The organism is Mesorhizobium helmanticense (assembly GCF_003034915.1).
GTDB classification, from domain to species: domain Bacteria; phylum Pseudomonadota; class Alphaproteobacteria; order Rhizobiales; family Rhizobiaceae; genus Mesorhizobium; species Mesorhizobium helmanticense.
Genome location: NZ_PZJX01000018.1, coordinates 13,616 through 30,885, shown reverse-complemented (window position 1 = coordinate 30,885; position 17,270 = coordinate 13,616). Strand labels below are relative to the sequence as shown.

Genomic DNA, 17,270 nt, shown 5'->3' with positions numbered 1-17,270 from the left:
TTTGGGAAGGTTTGCGACAATGCTGCTCAAGGATGAAGTTGGAATGCTGCAACGCGTTCCCTTGTTCTCTGGCATCGAGCCGACAAAGCTCAAACTGCTTGCGTTCACATCCGATCGCGTGAGCTACAGCGCCGGCCAGATCCTTTTCCGGCAGGGCGACGAGGGAGACGCCGCCTATGTCATCCTTTCAGGCAGGGCGGATATTCTGGTCGATTCCGACAGCGGGCCGATAAAAGTTGCTGAACTGGTGCCAAATTCGATTGTTGGCGAGATCGCCATACTGTGCAACAGCTCCCGCACTGCCACCGTCAGAGCGGCAAGTCCGCTGGAAGCCTTGAGAATCCGCAAGGATCATTTCCTGAGGCTTATGAGAGAGTTCCCGGAAATGACCATCGAGATATTGCGGGTTCTTGCCGATCGCCTAAGCCATACGACCGCGGATCTGATCGACGCACGAAGCGCCAAATAGACGTGCGCTCGATCCTCGCCGTCGTGATGGCACTGGCCTCTTGCCGAGAAGATCTCCCGGAGAAAACCTGTCTCGCCTAGCAGCGGTTGTTTGGCTACGATGGGCGACGGGGATTGCGAAGGGCTAGCATGGACGACGACGTTTTCCTGGTCAGGTTTTGGGGCGTGCGCGGCAGCATTTCGGTATCGGGGCCAGAATTCTCTCGCTATGGCGGCAACACAATCTGCATTGAAATGCGATGTGGTAAGCATACGCTTCTGTTCGACGCGGGCTCTGGCCTACGGCCTGCCGGCAGGGCCCTTCGGGCGTCGGGCGTAACCGATTTCGACCTGCTTTTCACCCATTGCCATTACGATCACATAATCGGGCTGCCGGCTTTTACGCCGATCTATGACCGGAGCGTCAAGGTTACGCTTTGGTCCGGGCATCTTGCAGGACGCATGACGACCCGGCAGATGGTCGATGAATTCATGCGACCGCCGTGGTTTCCGGTGAAAATGGACGTCTGCAAGGCAAGCCTCGACTGCCGCGATTTCGTATCCGGAGACGTGCTTCGGCCGCGCGAAGGTGTGGTGGTCCGAACCGGCAGTCTTATCCATCCGGGCGGCTGCATAGGCTACCGGGTCGAATGGGGCGGCCGCGCCGTGGCGGTGATCACAGACACTGAGCACGAGCCGGACAAACTCGATCAGGCGGTGCTCGGCCTGATAGACGATGCCGACCTCGTCATTTATGATTGTGCCTACACTGAGGAGGAAATGGAACGCCGCCGCGGTAACGGGCACTCGACATGGCAACAGGGCGTCAAGCTCTGTGAGGAGGCCGGTGCGCGGGGGCTTGCGCTGTTTCACCACGATCCGACACGTACCGACGAGGAACTGGACGAGATCGAGAAACTGGCCAAAGACAGGTTTGCCGGCGCTTTTGCCGCGCGGGATGGCCAGACGCTCAAATTTCCAGTCTCGTTGCACAAAAAGCGCTGAGCTATTTTCCTCTACCCGCGATCAGTGTCCTGATCGGAAGCCATGCGCAGGCTTCAGTCCGTGCGGTGACTGTGAACAGCTGCTCGAGGAAAAGCCAGGCCGATTCATCATGTACGAGATGGTGGGTGAGCAGGCCGACCGGTTCGCCGCCGTCGAATGCATGCCGCAATTGCGCGATGACAGACTGAATCAATAGGCGATGATCGCGGCAGCCGCGCGTGCCATGCCAATCCATGATGTCGACATTGCTGTTGATGACCGCCAGGGAAGCCGGCTTCGGCGGCCCATAGACCGACAATGCCGCGAATCCTATCGATCCAAGGTCGGATACCAAGCTGGCGTCGATCCTGTTCCAGGGTGGCACCAGCATCGGAACGGCACGTGCGCCGTGCAGGGCGGTTATGTGAGACAGCCCGCGAGCCAGATCATCGAGCACTGCCTCGCGTGGCCGATGCGCGCCGAGCTCCTGCTTTTTCTGATGCTCAGGCGCATGATTTCGATGCGCCCAGCCATGGATGGCGACCGTGGCATGCGGCGCCTCGTCAAGCCGGACGACAAGCTTCTCATCAGTCAGGGCCGGAATGACGGCCAGAGTGACCGGAACCGCGAATTCACCGGTGAGGTCGAGCAGCCGATCAAGCGCAGGCGTCGGATCCACGGCGTCATCGTCGCGCAGCCAGAACTCTGCCTTGCGGTCCGCCCGTTGCCAGCACGCCAGCTCTTCCACCAGGGGGGTCCAGATCTGATCGGATGTCATGAAACCGGGATCTTCGGAAGAAGTTCGGCCAGACGCGCCGCCGCACCACCGAGGGAACGTTCCTCGAGGACAAAACGCCTAGCTCCCGCGCCCATGATGGTTCTTTCGTCGTTGCTGGCCAGAAGCCTTTCAATGGCAGAAGCGAACGCCGCTACATCGCCCGACGGGGTGAGAAACCCGGTTTGGCCATCCCGCACCACCTCCGGCACGCCGGCAATCTCCTGGGCCACCACCGGAAGGCCGGCGGCCTGTGCTTCAAGATAGGCAACGCCATAGGCCTCGCCGTAACCCGGCCAGACGTAGATTCCCCCGCTGTAGAGGACATCCGGCACGGCGGCTGGCTCAATCGCGCCAAGCCATTCGATACGGTCGGCGGGCAAGCCGGCGAATTGCGCTTTGACCTCGTCACGAGCAGGCCCGTCCCCGACGACCGACATGGTCCAGCGCAGGTGGCCGATCGAACCGAGTGCTTGCGCCAGCATGCGATAGCTTTCGACTTTGTCGCCCGCGCGCATCATGGCGACGGTAACGAGGCGTGTCGGACAACCCCGTGCCGGCGTTTCCCGGAATACCGATGTGTCGATGAAAGGCGAAAGCATACCGAGAGCGGCGCCGGGAATCGCATCTGTCAGTCCCTGGCGATCCCTTTGCGTGAAGCAGATGTTCAGTGCTGCCTGTTCGATGGCTCGCGCCACCAGCGCTTGCGTATCGGCCCATAAGCCGGCGTTGCGCCGCCTCGAATAGGAGGCTTCCGCTGTCACATAGGGGACAGCAAAGGCCGACGTCAGCTCGGGGCCGATCAGGTCGGGCGCCTTGTAATAGGGATGATAGGAGAACCAGAGATCGGGCTTGCCGTCACGATCCCAAAGCTTGGTCAGCCGCGTGGCTTCCTCTCGGGCCTCGATCTTGAGCGCATCGAAACTTTTCGATTCCGGCTGACGTAGATAGAAGCGCAATTCGGATGCCAGTTCGACGCTATGCCCTCCATGCTCCAGAGCCTTGACCAGCATCCGTGCCATCTGGCGATCGCCGGAGACGACGGGATGATTGGGCGACTTCAGCGGCGCGTAGAAGGCAATTCGCATCGCCGGATCCTATCATCGGAAAGCCTGCGCAAGTCAATTTCGAAGCATGATCGACTTCACCTTCAACCGGTGGAATGTGCTATCTGATGATCATGGAAACAGCTGCCGCGTCCGACCCGTTTGTCGCTTCTTTGCCGGTCTTCGCAAAGTTCGAAAGCGTTGCCGATATCGATAACTATCGACCTCTCCCCGATGGCTGGGCGCTGGCCACCGCCGACATCGTCGGCTCGACCAAGGCGATCGAGGCTGGGCGCTATAAAACCGTCAATATGGCCGGCGCCAGCGTCATTTCGGCGCTGCTCAATGCGCTGGGCCGGCAAGATCTTCCCTTCGTCTTCGGCGGCGATGGCGCACTCGTGGCGTTTCCCGGCTCGGCGCTGGAGATCACCCGCAACGCGCTGGCGGCTGTCCAGAGATGGGTAGCGGACGAACTGGATCTGACCTTGCGTGCCGCAATCGTGCCGATAAAGGATGTAAGAGCGCAAGGCCTCGACGTTCGCGTGGCGAGGTTCCAGGCCTCCGAAGCGGTCTTCTATGCCATGTTCGCCGGCGGTGGCGGCAGTTGGGCGGAAGCCGAGATGAAAGCGGGGCGCTACCGCGTCGATCCTGCGCCGGCCGGCGCGCGGCCGGATCTGACCGGCCTCTCCTGCCGCTGGAACCCGATCGAAGCCCGGCATGGCGAAATCGTCTCGATCATAGCCGTACCGGGGGCGTCGCGCGACCTGCGCGGTTTTCAGTTTCTGGCTTCCGACATCATCGCCCTTGCCGGCAGGCAGGAACGCGATGGCCACCCGGTGCCAGTGAACGGGCCGGGCTACAGTTTTCTGCCCGCCGGCCTCGATATCGAGGCGCGGGCCATGGCCCCGCCAGGATGGCGGTGGCTGTCGAAGCTGTGGGTAGTGTTCCTGATGACGCTTACGGCTGTTACGGACAGATATGGCTGGACGGTCGGCGGTTTCGATCCGAAGATCTACAAACGCGACGTGGCCAGCAATTCGGATTTCCGGAAGTTCGACGACGGCTTGAAGATGACCATCGACGTTGACGCGGATGTGTTGCAACGGATTGAGAACCGGCTGAAACAGGCAGAAGAGGCGGGCATCTGCAACTATGGCCTGCACCGCCAGAAATCGGCCTTGATGACATGCCTCGTCGCATCGCCGCTGCAACGCGATCACGTTCATTTCATCGATGGCGCCGCCGGCGGCTATGCGATGGCCGCCGCAAGCCTGAAGGCGAAGGCGCCGGTCTGATGACGGCTTGCGGAAACCGATTTTCCGCAATATGCCTCGGCCATGATTCTCGGGATCATGGTGAGCCTCGCCATGGGAGCGGATAGTCTGTCCGAATTGACGGGAAAGCAGATTTTTGGACGCCTCACGATCGACATATGACCGTCTTCTGAACCGGATTTCGACGCGTGTCGCGCAAGTCGGCGTGATCGGACTGGGCTATGTCGGGTTGCCGCTGGCGGTTGCGATCGCACGCGCCGGCTTCCCGGTTTCCGGCTTCGACATCGAAGCCCAGAAGGTCGAGAGCCTGAACAACGGCCAATCCTACATTGAGGCAGTGACGTCGACAGCCCTTGCCGGCCATGTGGCGAGCGGACGGTTCCGCGCCACTGCGGATTTTGCCGAACTGGCCGTCTGCGATGTCATCATCATCTGCGTTCCGACGCCGCTGACGAAGCACCGTGAGCCGGACCTCTCCTTTGTCAGGAGCACGGCAGGCACCATCGCGAAGCATCTGCGTCTCGGCCAGCTGATCGTGCTGGAATCGACCACCTATCCCGGCACCACCGACGACGTGATCAAGCCCATAATGGAAGAAACCGGCTTGCAGTCGAAGATAGATTTCTTCCTCGGCTTCTCGCCCGAACGCGAGGATCCCGGCAACCGCAGCTTTGAAGTCGCGACGATCCCCAAGGTCGTGGCAGGCGACGGCATTGAAGCGGCGACGCTCGTCCAGGCCTTCTACCAGGGCGTAGTCAAGACCGTCGTTCCGGTTTCCAGTACGGCGACCGCCGAGGCGGTCAAGCTGACGGAAAACATCTTCCGCTCGGTCAACATAGCCCTCGTCAACGAGTTGAAGGTCGTGCTCGGTGCGATGGGCATCGATATCTGGGAGGTGATCGAGGCGGCAAAGAGCAAGCCCTTTGGCTATATGCCTTTCTATCCTGGCCCCGGACTTGGCGGGCACTGCGTTCCGATCGATCCCTTCTACCTGACGTGGAAGGCGCGCGAATACGAACTGCCGACCCGTTTCATCGAGCTGGCGGCGGAGATAAACACGGCCATGCCGCGTCATGTGGTCGATGAACTGGCGAAGGCCCTGGACCGGCGCTGCGGCAAGGCGCTCAGCCGCTCGCGCATTCTTATCATCGGGCTCGCCTATAAGAAGAATGTGCCCGACATCCGCGAAAGCCCCTCATTGCGGCTCATTGAACTCATCGAGGAATGGGGCGGCAAGGCGGAATTCCACGATCCGCATGTTACCGAGATCCCGACCACACGGGAGCATATGGCGATCAAGGGGCGTCGCTCGGTCGAATTGACCGAGGCGGCCTTGAAGGATTTCGATGCTGTCGTCGTTGCAACCGACCACGACGCGATCGACTATCAGGCGATCGCTGATCACGCTCTTCTAATCGTCGACACACGCAATGTTTTTGGCCGCCTCGGGCTAGCGCGAGAGACACTGGTGAAGGCCTGACGGCGTCGGAGCCGGCGAATTTTTTTGCCCGCTGTCAGGATCGTGATTGCACTCCGCCGGCAGCCTCGCCACATAATGTCCAGGACTTCGGAGAGAGCATGAGCACAGCGCAAGCAGAAATTTCCGCCATTCTCATGGATAAGGTTGCCGATTGGCTGACCCAATCGGCGCTGGCGGGCAACGACCTGGAAACATTGGTCAAGGGCTTTTGTGAACGGCTCGCTGCCGCCGGCCTGCCGCTGAAGCGGGTGCATTTGAGCTTTTCGATGCTTCATCCGCTTTATGACGCACTTGGCTTCACCTGGCTTCGCGGCCAGGGCCTGCAAGTGGAAGGCTTCCGCAGTGAGAACGGCGTTCATTCTGACAGATTCCTGACCAGCCCATACTACCATCTGCTCAGCCACAAGCTCGACCATCTGCGGCGCCGGCTCGACCCGTCGGTGCGGTCAGAGTTTCCTGTTTTCGATGAACTCAGCCGTATGGGCATCACCGATTACATGGCTTTCGTCCATCCCTTCAGCGTCGACACCAGTCAGGGCATGATGGGGTCCTGGTCCACCGACAGTGCTGCAGGCTTCAGCGACAGCATGATTTCGGCGCTGCTGCACATCCAGAACCATCTCGCTATCGCAACCAAGATGGCGGTGCTCACCAAGCTCGCCGACAACATGATGACCACTTATCTCGGCGGCGACGCCGGCAGGCGCGTGCTGGACGGCCAGATCAAGCGCGGCGAGGGCGACACAATCCGGGCCGCACTGGTCATGGCCGATATGCGCGGGTCGACAAGGCTTGCCGAAACCTCCGGCCGCGAAATCTATATCGATACGCTGAACCAGTTTTTCGACGCCATTGCCGCACCTTTCAATCGCAGAGGCGGGCAGATCATGAGTTTCATGGGGGATGGCTTCATTGCCGTCTACCCTTGCGAAAGGCACCGCGCACAGTCCGAGATCGCCTGCCAGGCTGCTCTTGCGGCAGCGCACAAGGCCAGCGCTCGCATGATGGAGCTCAATCTGCGCAGAAAGGAGCAGGGGTTGGGCGACATAAAATTCGGTATCGGCCTGCATGTCGGCAATGTGATGTTCGGCAATGTCGGGCTTACCGACCGGCTGACATTCTCTGTCTTCGGCTCGGCTGTAAACGAGGTCCAGCGCCTTCAGACCCTGACCAAGAAATATCCGTACAGCGTTCTCGCCAGCAAAGACTTCGCCGGCTATTGCGGCGGCACCAACTGGCTGACGCTCGGCAAGGAGGAACTGGCTGGTATCAAGCAGAAGCTGACGGTGCTTTCACCCGATCTGTCGGGTGCTCTCGCAGTCGATGAAGACGCTGCGCCGATTCACGACCGGATATCGGACGCCGAGCAGGTCATGCTGCTTCATCGCGATGCCGCCCGGCTGTCGGCGGGCGACCCGAGGAAACTCCAATAGCCGCCACGATCTGATCCGAACGCCTTGGTATGCAGTCCGTTGGCCGGTTCCGCCGGGGAACCGGCGACTGTTTCGAATCCAAGTTGCTCTAGGCGCGCAATACGCTAGTCTCGCCTTCTGGACCTGCCAGAGTGGGGCTGGTGTGAGAATGACTTCGGGCGTTGATCTGCTGCGGATAGAAGATGTTGGCATCACTTTTGCCATTGTCGGGGGACCATTGCATGCCGTCAGGCGTGCAAATCTTCGCGTCCTGCCCGGCAAGGTTACCGCGCTTGTGGGCGAGTCCGGTTCCGGAAAGTCGGTTCTCAGCCAGGCAGTGATGGGCATTTTGCCGAACACAGCCCATGTTCGCGGCCGCATCCTGTTTTCCGATCCTGAAAAACCTGGCACGACGCAGGATATCCTGCAGATGCCGCGCGACGGACCCGAAATCCGGGCGTTGAGAGGCAGCCGCATCGGCAAGATCTTTCAGGAGCCGATGACATCGCTGTCGCCGTTGCACACGATCGGCAACCAGGTCAGCGAGTCCCTGCAGATTCATACGCCCATGGCTCGGGTGGAGCGCAAGGCGCGGACCGAGGAAATGCTCGGCCTTGTCGGCTTTCCCAACCCCAAGCGCGCCTATGACATGTATCCCTTTGAACTTTCGGGAGGATTGCGTCAACGCGCCATGATCGCCATGGCGCTCATCTGTCGGCCCGCTTTGTTGATCGCCGACGAGCCGACGACGGCGTTGGACGTCACCATCCAAGCGCAAATCCTGCAATTGCTGCGCGGGCTTCAGACCAAGCTGAACATGGCGATGCTGCTGATCACACACGACCTTGGCGTGGTCGCCAATGTCGCCGACGAGGTGGTGGTCATGTACCATGGCGAGATCATGGAAGCGGGACCTGTGGAGGCGATATTCCGCCGGCCAGGCCACCCCTACCTGAAGGGCCTGATGGCAGCCGTTCCGCATTTCGACCTGAAGCCTGGCGAAAGGCTAAAGGCGCTTCGCGAGGTGCCGGTGAATGTCGAGAACCTGCTGGGCAAACAGACGGCGCCTGCATCGAAGGGGGCGGACGACATCCTGCTGTCGGTCAGGGATCTGAAAAAAGTCTACACCACCCGCAAGTCCGGATGGTTCGGCGGGAGCCATCAAACCTCCGTTCGCGCCGTGGACGGCGTGAGCTTCGACATCAGGCGGGGTGAGTGCCTGGGTCTGGTCGGCGAAAGCGGCTGCGGCAAAACCACCGTCAGCAAGATCCTCATGCGGGCTGTTACCCCTAGCGGTGGCTCCGTGGTCTTCAACGGCCGCGAAGGACCGATCGACGTGCTGGAAGCCGAGGGAGACGCCCTGCGATTGCTGCGCGCGAAAATCCAGATGGTCTTCCAGGATCCGGTTTCGTCGCTCTCACCTCGCATGACGGTGGAGAACATCTTGAGCGAGCCGCTGGAAATCCATCAACGTGGCAATGACGCGTCCCGACTCGCCACGGTCAAGAGCCTGATGCAGGCAATCGGGCTCGATCCGCGCTTCATCAAGCGCTATCCCCACAGTTTCTCCGGCGGGCAGCGTCAGCGTATCGGCATCGCGCGCGCGTTGGCGCTGGGGCCTGAACTGCTGATCTGCGACGAGCCGGTTTCGGCGCTCGATGTCTCCGTCCAGGCGCAGATCCTGAACCTCCTGAAGGACCTGCAGAAGGAACTGGGCCTGACCTACCTGTTCATATCCCACAATCTGGCGGTGGTGGACTACATGGCGGACCGCATCGCGGTGATGTGCGGCGGGCGTATCGTCGAGCTTGCGCCGCGCGAAATCCTGCTCAGGAAACCGATCCACCCCTACACGCGCTCACTGCTGGCCGCAGTCCCCTTCCCCGATCTCGATCGGCCGATGGATTTCAAGACGCTGAAGCTCGGCGGCGCTTCCGACACCAGCGCATGGGGACCGCAATTCCGCGACGAAGGCGACGAGGATATGCTGTCGCCGCTCGACCTTGGCGGCGGTCACCTTGTGCTGGCCCGGCGTACGGCCGATGTCAGCGAGTTACGCCATTGATCAGCCGGCGCACCGTCCTTGGACTCATGGCTTCGGCATTTCTGCCGGGCACGTTGCGCGCCGGCGACCTGGAGCCGGAATTTCTCCAGCCGCAGCTCAGGGCCAGGGCGCTGCCGGCACTCGCCGAACGCTTGCCCAAGAGCCCGCGCGCGTTGAACCTCGCCGCGATGGGCCGGCAGCCCGGCCAGTATGGCGGCACGCTACGCACGATCATCGGCAGTCAGAAAGATATCCGGATGATGACGATCTACGGGTATGCCCGTCTGGTCGGCTATGACGAAAAGCTTCACTTGCAGCCCGACATTCTCGAAAGTTTCGACGTAGCGGATGATCGCGTCTTCACTTTCAAGATTCGGGAAGGGCATAAATGGTCTGACGGAAGCCTGCTGACGCCGGAGGACTTTCGCTATTGCTGGGAAGATGTCTGGCTGAACGATGAGCTTTCGCAGGGCGCGCTTGCCCCGAGCCTGCTGGCGAACGGCAGGCCGCCACGCTTCGAGATCATCGATCCGCTGACGGTCCGCTATAGCTGGGATGCGCCCAATCCTGACTTCCTGCCCAAGCTCGCTGCCGCTTCGCCGCTATCGCTTGTTCTGCCGGCCGCCTATCTCAAGCAGTTCCACAAGAAATACCAGGATCCATTCCGGCTCGCCGGCCTAATGAAGGAGAACCGGGCCAAGAAATGGACGCTCCTCCATATCCGCATGTCGCGGCAGTATCGCCCGGAGAATCCGGAACTGCCGACACTCGATCCCTGGCAGAACCGGACCAAGCCGCCGGCCGAGCAATTCGTCTTCGAGCGAAACCCGTTCTTTCATCGAATAGACGAGAATGGCCGGCAACTGCCCTATATTGACCGGATCGTCATGAATGTCAGCTCGTCGGCGATCATCTCCGCCAAGACCGGTGCGGGCGAGAGCGACCTGCAATGCATGGGAATCGACTTCAGCGATTACTCCTTCCTGAAAGACGCGGAGAAGCGCTACCCGGTGAAGATGCATCTGTGGAAACGCACACAGGGTTCGCGGCTGGCGCTGCTGCCCAATCTGAATTGTTCCGACCAGGTGTGGCGTGACCTTCTTCGTGATGTGCGCGTGCGCCGCGCCTTATCGCTCGCCGTGGACAGGCGCGAGATCAACATGGCTGTGTTCTACGGATTGGCGCAGGAAAGTGCCGATACGGTCTTGCCGGAGAGCCCGCTCTACCGGCCGGAATTCGCGAAAGCCTGGGTTGCCCATGATCCCGACCAGGCCAATGCCCTGCTCGACGAGGTCGGGCTCCAGACGCGTGACGATGACGGCCTGCGGATGCTTCCCGATGGACGCTCTGCGCAGGTCATCGTGGAAACGGCCGGCGAAAGCACGCTGGAAACCGACGCACTCGAACTCATCACCGATCACTGGCGCAAGATCGGGATCGCGTTGTTCATCCGGACTTCGCAGCGCGACATCTTCCGCAGCCGCGCGCTTGGCGGCCAGATCATGATGTCGATGTGGTCGGGTATCGACAATGGCGTGCCGACCGCCGACATGAACCCGTCCCAGCTTGCCCCCACCATCGATGACCAGCTGCAATGGCCGCTCTGGGGCGCTCACTATCTGTCCCATGGCAAGATGGGTGAGGCGCCCGATCTTCCTGAAGTGGTCGAGTTGATGGCTTTGCTCAAGCGCTGGAACGGATCGACCGAAGCCACCGAGCGCGCCGAAATCTGGAATTCAATGCTGTCGATCTACACCGACCAGGTGTTTTCGATCGGCACGGTGAACGGAACGCATCAGCCGATTCTGGTGTCCTCCCGGCTGCGCAATCTGCCTGACAAGGCGCTCTACGGCTACGACCCGACCGCCTATTTCGGTGTCTACATGCCGGATACATTCTGGCTTGGAGGCTCCTGAGCGTGCTTCGATATCTTGTCTGGCGCATCGCCGTGATGGTTCCAACGCTGCTGGTCATATCGGCGCTGGTGTTCACGATCATCGAACTTCCACCGGGCGACTATTTCGACAGCTATGTTGCCGAGCTTCGGGCTCAGGGCGAAGCGGTGGATTCCGATCGCATCCAGATGATGCGCAAGGAATATGGTTTCGACCAGCCACCGGTCATTCGCTACTTCTACTGGGTCGGCGGGATGCTGCATGGCGATTTCGGCTATTCCTTCGAATATGAGCTGCCGGTTCGCGACGTCGTCGGGGACCGAATGTGGCTCACGGTGCTGGTTTCCTTCGTCACGATCATCTTCACCTGGCTCATCGCCTTTCCGATCGGCATGTACTCCGCCACGCATCAATACAGCTGGGGCGACTACGGCCTGACTTTCTTCGGCCTTCTCGGCCTTGCCATTCCGAATTTCATGCTGGCGCTGATCCTGATGTATTTCGCCAACATCTGGTTCGGCACATCCATCGGCCATCTCATGGACCAGCAATATCTCGGCGAGCCGATGAGCTGGGCCAAGGCGAAGTCGATCCTCGCCCATCTCTGGATTCCGGTCTTGATCATCGGCACCGGAGGCACGGCAAGCATGATCAGGCGGCTGCGCGCCAATCTTCTCGACGAGCTACACAAGCAATATGTCGTGACCGCGCGCGCCAAAGGACTTCATCCGTTCAAGGCGCTGGTCAAGTATCCGCTGCGCATGGCGCTCAATTTCTTCATTTCCGACATCGGCTCTATCCTGCCGGCCATCATCTCCGGCGCCGAAATCACGGCGATCGTGCTGTCCTTGGAAACGACCGGGCCGATGCTGATCAAGGCGCTGCAAAGCCAGGACATGTATCTGGCAGGGTCGTTCCTGATGTTCCTAGCCTTCCTGACAGTCATCGGCGTCCTGATTTCCGACCTGGCGCTGGCGCTGCTTGATCCACGAATTCGTTTGCAGGGCGGCAGCACCAAATGAACACGCATTCGCCCCTGCCCGCTCCGGGTGCTCCACTGCAGCACTACGTTTCCACCGCGCCCTTTGACCTGCAGTCGGTCGAGGCGATGACGCCGGAGCAGTCGAAGGTCTTTCAGGCGTCGCAGTTGCGGCTGATGTGGTGGAAATTCCGGAAGCACCGGCTTGCCGTTGTATCCGGCATATTCCTGGCAGCACTTTATTTCGGAATAGTGATCTGCGAGTTCCTGGCGCCGTACAATCTGCACACGCGCAACATGGACTACATCTATTCGCCGCCGCAGCGGGTGCACCTGTTCCACAACGGCCAGTTCGTCGGTCCGTTCGTCTATGGCCGCAAGATGACGCTGGATATGGACACGCTCAAGCGGAACTACATCGAACAACAGGATGATGTTCAGCGGATTCGTTTCTTCTGCAAGGGCGACAGCTACCAGTTCTGGGGCCTGATCGAAGGCGACAGGCATTTTGTCTGCCCTGCCGAAAACGGCCAGCTCTTTCTGGCCGGCACTGACAGGCTGGGGCGCGATGTGCTCTCGCGCATCATCTATGGCGCACGCATTTCACTGACAATCGGCCTCGTCGGCATCAGTTTCAGCTTCCTGCTCGGCATTGTCATCGGCGGACTGGCCGGCTATCACGGCGGTATCTTCGACCTGATCGTTCAACGGATAATCGAAGTTCTGCAATCGATTCCCAGCATTCCGCTATGGCTGGCTCTGGCGGCGATCATGCCGATAACCTGGAGTCCGATTTTGATCTATTTCGGCATAACAGTCATCCTCGGGCTGCTCGACTGGACCGGACTGGCGCGGGCCGTGCGTTCAAAGCTTCTAGCCTTGCGCGAGGAGGACTACGTTCTGGCCGCGCAATTGATGGGCGCCAGAAGCAGCCGCATCATCGGACGGCATCTCATTCCCGGCTTCATGTCGCATCTGATCGCGACGGCGACGATCTCCATACCCGGCATGATCCTGGGCGAGACGGCTCTGAGCTTCCTTGGGCTCGGCCTGAGAGCGCCGATAACTAGCTGGGGCATCCTGCTCACCGAGGCGCGCAGCGTGAGCGTGATCGCGTTCTATCCATGGCTGCTTTTGCCGATGCTCCCCGTCATCCTAGTCATCATGGCGTTCAACTTCCTCGGCGACGGCTTGCGGGACGCCGCGGACCCCTACAAGTGAGATCGCTGTGCTGCCGCGCGGCCTGCCGACGACTCGTATGATGCTTGTCGGCGGCCGGTTGCGTTATTGCAAGGTTCGTCGTTCGCCTCTATATGCGGCAAGCCTCGATCGGGGCTGCTGGTTCAGGACATACAATCGCATATGAGTCGCCTCGATAATTTCATCAGCAGGATGACCGCACAGCGCGACATTCTCAATCAAATTTGCCCCGAGGTGGCGAAGATGGAGGGACCTGTGCTCGAGCTCGGCCTCGGCAATGGCCGGACGTTCCACCATCTGCGCGAGCGCCTGCCCGGGCGCCGGATCGTGGTGTTCGACCGCGAAGTTGGCGCACACGCCAGCTCAATTCCCGACACTGAAAACCTCGTGCTCGGCGAAATACGCGAGACGGCCCGCGAGTTCATTGGCATCGACGCCGCTCTTGTTCATGCCGACATCGGCACCGGCTATGACGATCGCGATGCAGTGACCGCTACCTGGCTTCCCGATCTGATTGCGCGCCTGCTTCGCGTCGGCGGCTTCGCGGTCAGTGGCACGCCGCTCGATCACCCGCTGCTGCAACGCCTCCCGCCGCCGACTTCGGAGCCCGCCGATCGTTATTTCCTCTGCAGGCGCGTGTAAGGGCGGAGACGGCCCAAATCTTCAGGGGCCCAGGCCTTCTCTTCGGGGCCGAGTCTTCAGGGGATCGTATAGACTGCTATCTCCCGCTCAATGCCGCGCAGCGAGACCTCATGAGGCACCGGCGTCAGCGCGTTCCTGTGCAACAGATCCGCGGTGAGATTGTCTTCGACCACCGCACGCGTGGCGAAGATCGCCTGTGCGTTGGCAAGGTTCTGGACCCGCGAAGCAATGTTGACCGTCTGGCCGAAATAGTCCTGCCGCTCGTTCATGGACACGGCGATGCAGGGGCCGGCATGGACACCGATCTTGAGCAGCAGATCCTCGCGCCCGCTCTTGTCATTGAGCGCACGCATGGCATCGCGCATCCTGAGGGCCGCGGCAATTGCTCGATCGGGCGTCGCGAAGGTCGCCATCACCGCATCGCCGATCGTCTTCACCACCGCGCCTGCCTCCGCCGCGACGATCTCGTGCAGAACCTGGAAATGCTCGCGCACGAGATCGAAAGCCGAAAGATCGCCCACCCGCTCGTAAAGCTCGGTCGATCCGCGCAGGTCGGTGAACAGGAAGGTCAGGCTGGTGATCTTCAGGCGCTGGTTGATGTCGAGCGTATCCGTGCGATAGAGATTGCGGAACGTCTGGTTGGTGAGCAGGCGCTTGGCGGTCAGGAAGGGCCGGCGTCTGCCCAGGAAATCATGCAATAGCTGGCCGGCGATGAAGACCGTCGGTAGCACGCGGGCGTCGGTCCTGTTCTCCAGCGAAATGCGCAACGGGCCGGGTTGCATCTCCAGCGTCTGGTTCTGGACATGGTCGCGGTCGAAGACCAAAGAGAGGCTTCGGCGCTCTTTTGTTGGTTCGCCCTTCCCGTCGATGAACTGCACTGAATGGGTGACCGGCTCGAAGACGATGATGAATTCGGACGGAAGTTGTATGGGCAGAACCGCCTTTTCACCGGGGGCAAGCTCGATATCCTCCAGCGAGAACGCTTCTATCTTCTTCGCGAAATCCTCTTCCGGCAGATCGACGCCGGACGCCCAGTAGATCTGGCGGAAATATTCCATCAACGGCAGTTCGTGCGGATTGTGGGCGGCAATCCTGCGCACGCGGGGACTGACGGTGAATGTAACCTCGACCATCTCGTCGAGAGTCGGCGAATAGCCCTCGGAGCATAGCGCGCAGGTGTATTCGTCCTTCTGCACGGTTTTCAGCGTGGCATTTGTGTCGAGCACGCCGCCACAACCGGGGCACAGAACATTCCAGGAAATGTCGAAGATGCCCACCCGTGCCGCATGGAGAAAGGCGCTTATGGCGCGTTCCTCGTCGAGGCCATGCTTGCTGGCGAAGGCTGGCACATTGATGCGGCAAAGTTCGCGGTCCTTGCCCTCCGCGATGGTTCGCTTGATCGCATCGATTGCCTGCGGATCGACATCGGTCGATTGCCGCAGAAGCGAGAACAGATCCTGAGCTTCGTTCATCGTGCAGGCTCCGGAAAAAATTCGCCCCGGAGGCGTCTTTGGTCCGAGATGCTCCATCTTACTTCGAAACGGATCGTACGGCCATTCGAATAGATAAGCCTGGTGACAGTTCAATTTCCATTCGGCGGATTTTCACCGGCCGCAAGCGGCACTATGATGGGTCCATGGGCCATTCATCTTTGGGACTTTCTCCCATGCCGACACTTAACAACCCGCCATTTCCCGCGGCCCTGCGCCTTTTCTCGGTGGTGGTCATCATCGTGCTGATCGTAGGCGCCGGCCTGTTTTTCGCGCCGGTGCTGGTCAAGCCGCGCTGGCCTTGGGCCGTCACGCCGTTCAATGCCCGCTTCCTCGGCGGTTTCTACACCGCCGAAATGGCCGTGATGGCGGCGCTGCTGGTCTGGAATCGCTGGTCGCCCGGCAGGCTCGTGCTCGTCATGGCTTTCATCTTCACCGTCATCGTGTCGGTGGCTTCGTTCATCAACCTCGGCTATTTCAACTTCGGGCGCAAAGCGCCCTGGCTCTGGTTTTTGGTCTATCTTGCTTCAGTAGCGGTATCCGGGCTGTTCCTGTGGCGGACCAGGGGCCGTCCTTCTGCAAAAGGCGTCACCTTAAACCCCGCATGGCGCGGCTACATGCCGGTGGAAGCGGCGTTCCTCGGGCTCTATGGCGTCGGCCTGTTGCTGTTGCCCCTGACATTTAGCAGCTTCTGGCCATGGCCGATCGATGCCTTTCACGCTCAGGTCTACAGCGCCATCTTCCTCGCCGGTGCGGGCGGCACATATCTCGTCTGGAAAAGCGCGCCGCGCGAGGAACTGCTGGTGCTCGGCCTGGCGCAGTTTCTGGTTGGCCTGCTTGCCATCCTTGGCCTCGTCATCACCGACGCTGTGGTGCACCGGATCGACTGGACGGCGACAGGGACATTGTGCTGGCTCGCCCTTTTCGGTTGGATCGGCATCAGCGGCGCCTTCAAACTCTACACCGCCTCCGGGGTTTTCAGCCCGCAATCGGCATCATAAGTTGCACAGACAGCTGGATTTTCAGGTGACGTCCGGTGCATCGTGCCGGACCGATGCCTTGCCGGGAAAGCCATGACCTCGCTATCCTCCGAGAAAATCCAACCGCAGCTCCGGGCCGTTCGGGCAAGCGATGCGGAGGCGCTTTGCGCTATCTTCAACATGCCGGGCTTTCGCTGGGGCACGCTCAGGATGCCCTTCGAGATGGTGGAGCAGGTGGAGCGGCGCATCGCCAAGTCCGGCCAGGAAACCACCTGGATCGTTGCCGAGTTGGATGGCAAGGTCGTCGGCCATGGCAGCCTGGTTGTGCAAGGTTCGCCGCGCCGTTCGCATATCGGCGAGATCAATATCGGCCTTGACGATGGCTTTGTCGGCAAGGGTATCGGCTCTGCCATACTTGGCGCGCTGCTTGACGTGGCCGATAATTGGCGCGCCCTGAAGCGGGTCGAATTGAGCGTCTACGCCGACAACGAACCGGCCATCCGTCTCTACACCAGCCACGGCTTCGAGGTCGAAGGCCGGCATGTGAAGGCCGGTTTTACCGACGGACAGTACCACGACCTCCTGAGCATGGCCCGGCTGCGGTTCTGAGAAGCGCTGTCTT

The 17,270-nt window shown here is 60.6% G+C and carries 15 protein-coding genes; 12 read left to right on the top strand and 3 right to left on the bottom strand.

All coding sequences use genetic code 11. The features are described 5' to 3' along the window. Positions 1-19: 19 nt before the first annotated feature. Both C9427_RS07875 and C9427_RS07870 read left to right on the top strand, forming a co-directional pair. The gene (locus C9427_RS07875; RefSeq protein ID WP_008875211.1) at positions 20-469 is read left to right on the top strand and encodes a cyclic nucleotide-binding domain-containing protein; all 450 of its coding nucleotides are present in this window, start codon (positions 20-22) and stop codon (positions 467-469) included. A 128-nt stretch (positions 470-597) separates the two neighbouring features. Beyond that, positions 598-1,452 (top strand): MBL fold metallo-hydrolase, encoded by an 855-nt coding sequence (locus C9427_RS07870; protein WP_107648572.1) that lies wholly within the window; start codon positions 598-600, stop codon positions 1,450-1,452. A gap of 1 nt (position 1,453) precedes the next feature. On the opposite strand, the gene C9427_RS07865 is transcribed toward C9427_RS07870, so the two are convergent. Further along, entirely contained in the window at positions 1,454-2,209 is a 756-nt protein-coding gene (locus C9427_RS07865) for a polysaccharide deacetylase family protein (protein ID WP_107648571.1), read from the bottom strand. After that, a complete protein-coding gene (locus tag C9427_RS07860; protein WP_107648570.1) occupies positions 2,206-3,294 on the bottom strand; it encodes a glycosyltransferase family 4 protein in 1,089 nt (362 codons plus the stop codon). Before C9427_RS07860 ends, C9427_RS07865 begins: the two co-directional genes overlap by 4 nt. 74 nt (positions 3,295-3,368) lie before the next feature. Here C9427_RS07860 and C9427_RS07855 point away from each other — a divergent pair, with 74 nt between their 5' ends. The 8 genes from C9427_RS07855 (at position 3,369) to C9427_RS07820 (ending at position 14,178) form a co-directional block, all read left to right on the top strand. Then, positions 3,369-4,547, top strand: coding sequence for a DUF3095 domain-containing protein (locus tag C9427_RS07855; RefSeq protein ID WP_107648569.1), 1,179 nt, complete (start codon positions 3,369-3,371; stop codon positions 4,545-4,547). Positions 4,548-4,662: 115 nt separating this feature from the next. Next, positions 4,663-6,006: a nucleotide sugar dehydrogenase gene (locus C9427_RS07850; protein ID WP_107648568.1), complete on the top strand. Its 1,344-nt coding sequence runs from the start codon at positions 4,663-4,665 to the stop codon at positions 6,004-6,006. A gap of 98 nt (positions 6,007-6,104) precedes the next feature. Next, the gene (locus tag C9427_RS07845; RefSeq protein WP_107648567.1) at positions 6,105-7,439 is read left to right on the top strand and encodes an adenylate/guanylate cyclase domain-containing protein; all 1,335 of its coding nucleotides are present in this window, start codon (positions 6,105-6,107) and stop codon (positions 7,437-7,439) included. A 148-nt stretch (positions 7,440-7,587) separates the two neighbouring features. After that, positions 7,588-9,483, top strand: a complete 1,896-nt coding sequence (locus C9427_RS07840; protein WP_107648566.1) for an ABC transporter ATP-binding protein — start codon at positions 7,588-7,590, stop codon at positions 9,481-9,483. Then, positions 9,480-11,378: an ABC transporter substrate-binding protein gene (locus C9427_RS07835; protein ID WP_107648565.1), complete on the top strand. Its 1,899-nt coding sequence runs from the start codon at positions 9,480-9,482 to the stop codon at positions 11,376-11,378. Before C9427_RS07840 ends, C9427_RS07835 begins: the two co-directional genes overlap by 4 nt. Before the next feature lie 2 nt (positions 11,379-11,380). Then, a complete protein-coding gene (locus C9427_RS07830) occupies positions 11,381-12,379 on the top strand; it encodes an ABC transporter permease (RefSeq protein ID WP_023672136.1) in 999 nt (332 codons plus the stop codon). Further along, positions 12,376-13,557 carry an ABC transporter permease gene (locus C9427_RS07825; protein ID WP_107648564.1) on the top strand — a complete coding sequence of 394 codons (1,182 nt, stop codon included), beginning with the start codon at positions 12,376-12,378 and terminating at the stop codon, positions 13,555-13,557. The genes C9427_RS07830 and C9427_RS07825 overlap by 4 nt, the downstream gene beginning before the upstream one ends. 141 nt (positions 13,558-13,698) lie before the next feature. Then, complete coding sequence (locus C9427_RS07820; RefSeq protein ID WP_107648563.1) at positions 13,699-14,178, top strand: class I SAM-dependent methyltransferase; 480 nt, start codon at positions 13,699-13,701, stop codon at positions 14,176-14,178. Positions 14,179-14,234: 56 nt separating this feature from the next. On the opposite strand, the gene C9427_RS07815 is transcribed toward C9427_RS07820, so the two are convergent. After that, on the bottom strand, positions 14,235-15,650 hold the full coding sequence (locus C9427_RS07815) for an adenylate/guanylate cyclase domain-containing protein (protein WP_107648562.1): 1,416 nt from the start codon (positions 15,648-15,650) through the stop codon (positions 14,235-14,237). A 194-nt stretch (positions 15,651-15,844) separates the two neighbouring features. On the opposite strand from C9427_RS07815, the gene C9427_RS07810 reads away from it, so the two are divergent. Next, positions 15,845-16,669 (top strand): hypothetical protein, encoded by an 825-nt coding sequence (locus C9427_RS07810; RefSeq protein ID WP_107648561.1) that lies wholly within the window; start codon positions 15,845-15,847, stop codon positions 16,667-16,669. Positions 16,670-16,741: 72 nt separating this feature from the next. After that, positions 16,742-17,257, top strand: a complete 516-nt coding sequence (locus tag C9427_RS07805; protein ID WP_107648560.1) for a GNAT family N-acetyltransferase — start codon at positions 16,742-16,744, stop codon at positions 17,255-17,257. The last annotated feature ends 13 nt before the right edge of the window (positions 17,258-17,270 follow it).

Coding starts and splice junctions, on each gene's coding strand:
- C9427_RS07875 (WP_008875211.1), top strand. CDS start 20: ATGCTGCTCAAGGATGAAGTTGGAATGCTGCAACGCGTTCCCTTGTTC.
- C9427_RS07870 (WP_107648572.1), top strand. CDS start 598: ATGGACGACGACGTTTTCCTGGTCAGGTTTTGGGGCGTGCGCGGCAGC.
- C9427_RS07865 (WP_107648571.1), bottom strand. CDS start 2,209: ATGACATCCGATCAGATCTGGACCCCCCTGGTGGAAGAGCTGGCGTGC.
- C9427_RS07860 (WP_107648570.1), bottom strand. CDS start 3,294: ATGCGAATTGCCTTCTACGCGCCGCTGAAGTCGCCCAATCATCCCGTC.
- C9427_RS07855 (WP_107648569.1), top strand. CDS start 3,369: ATGTGCTATCTGATGATCATGGAAACAGCTGCCGCGTCCGACCCGTTT.
- C9427_RS07845 (WP_107648567.1), top strand. CDS start 6,105: ATGAGCACAGCGCAAGCAGAAATTTCCGCCATTCTCATGGATAAGGTT.
- C9427_RS07840 (WP_107648566.1), top strand. CDS start 7,588: ATGACTTCGGGCGTTGATCTGCTGCGGATAGAAGATGTTGGCATCACT.
- C9427_RS07825 (WP_107648564.1), top strand. CDS start 12,376: ATGAACACGCATTCGCCCCTGCCCGCTCCGGGTGCTCCACTGCAGCAC.
- C9427_RS07820 (WP_107648563.1), top strand. CDS start 13,699: ATGAGTCGCCTCGATAATTTCATCAGCAGGATGACCGCACAGCGCGAC.
- C9427_RS07815 (WP_107648562.1), bottom strand. CDS start 15,650: ATGAACGAAGCTCAGGATCTGTTCTCGCTTCTGCGGCAATCGACCGAT.
- C9427_RS07810 (WP_107648561.1), top strand. CDS start 15,845: ATGCCGACACTTAACAACCCGCCATTTCCCGCGGCCCTGCGCCTTTTC.
- C9427_RS07805 (WP_107648560.1), top strand. CDS start 16,742: ATGACCTCGCTATCCTCCGAGAAAATCCAACCGCAGCTCCGGGCCGTT.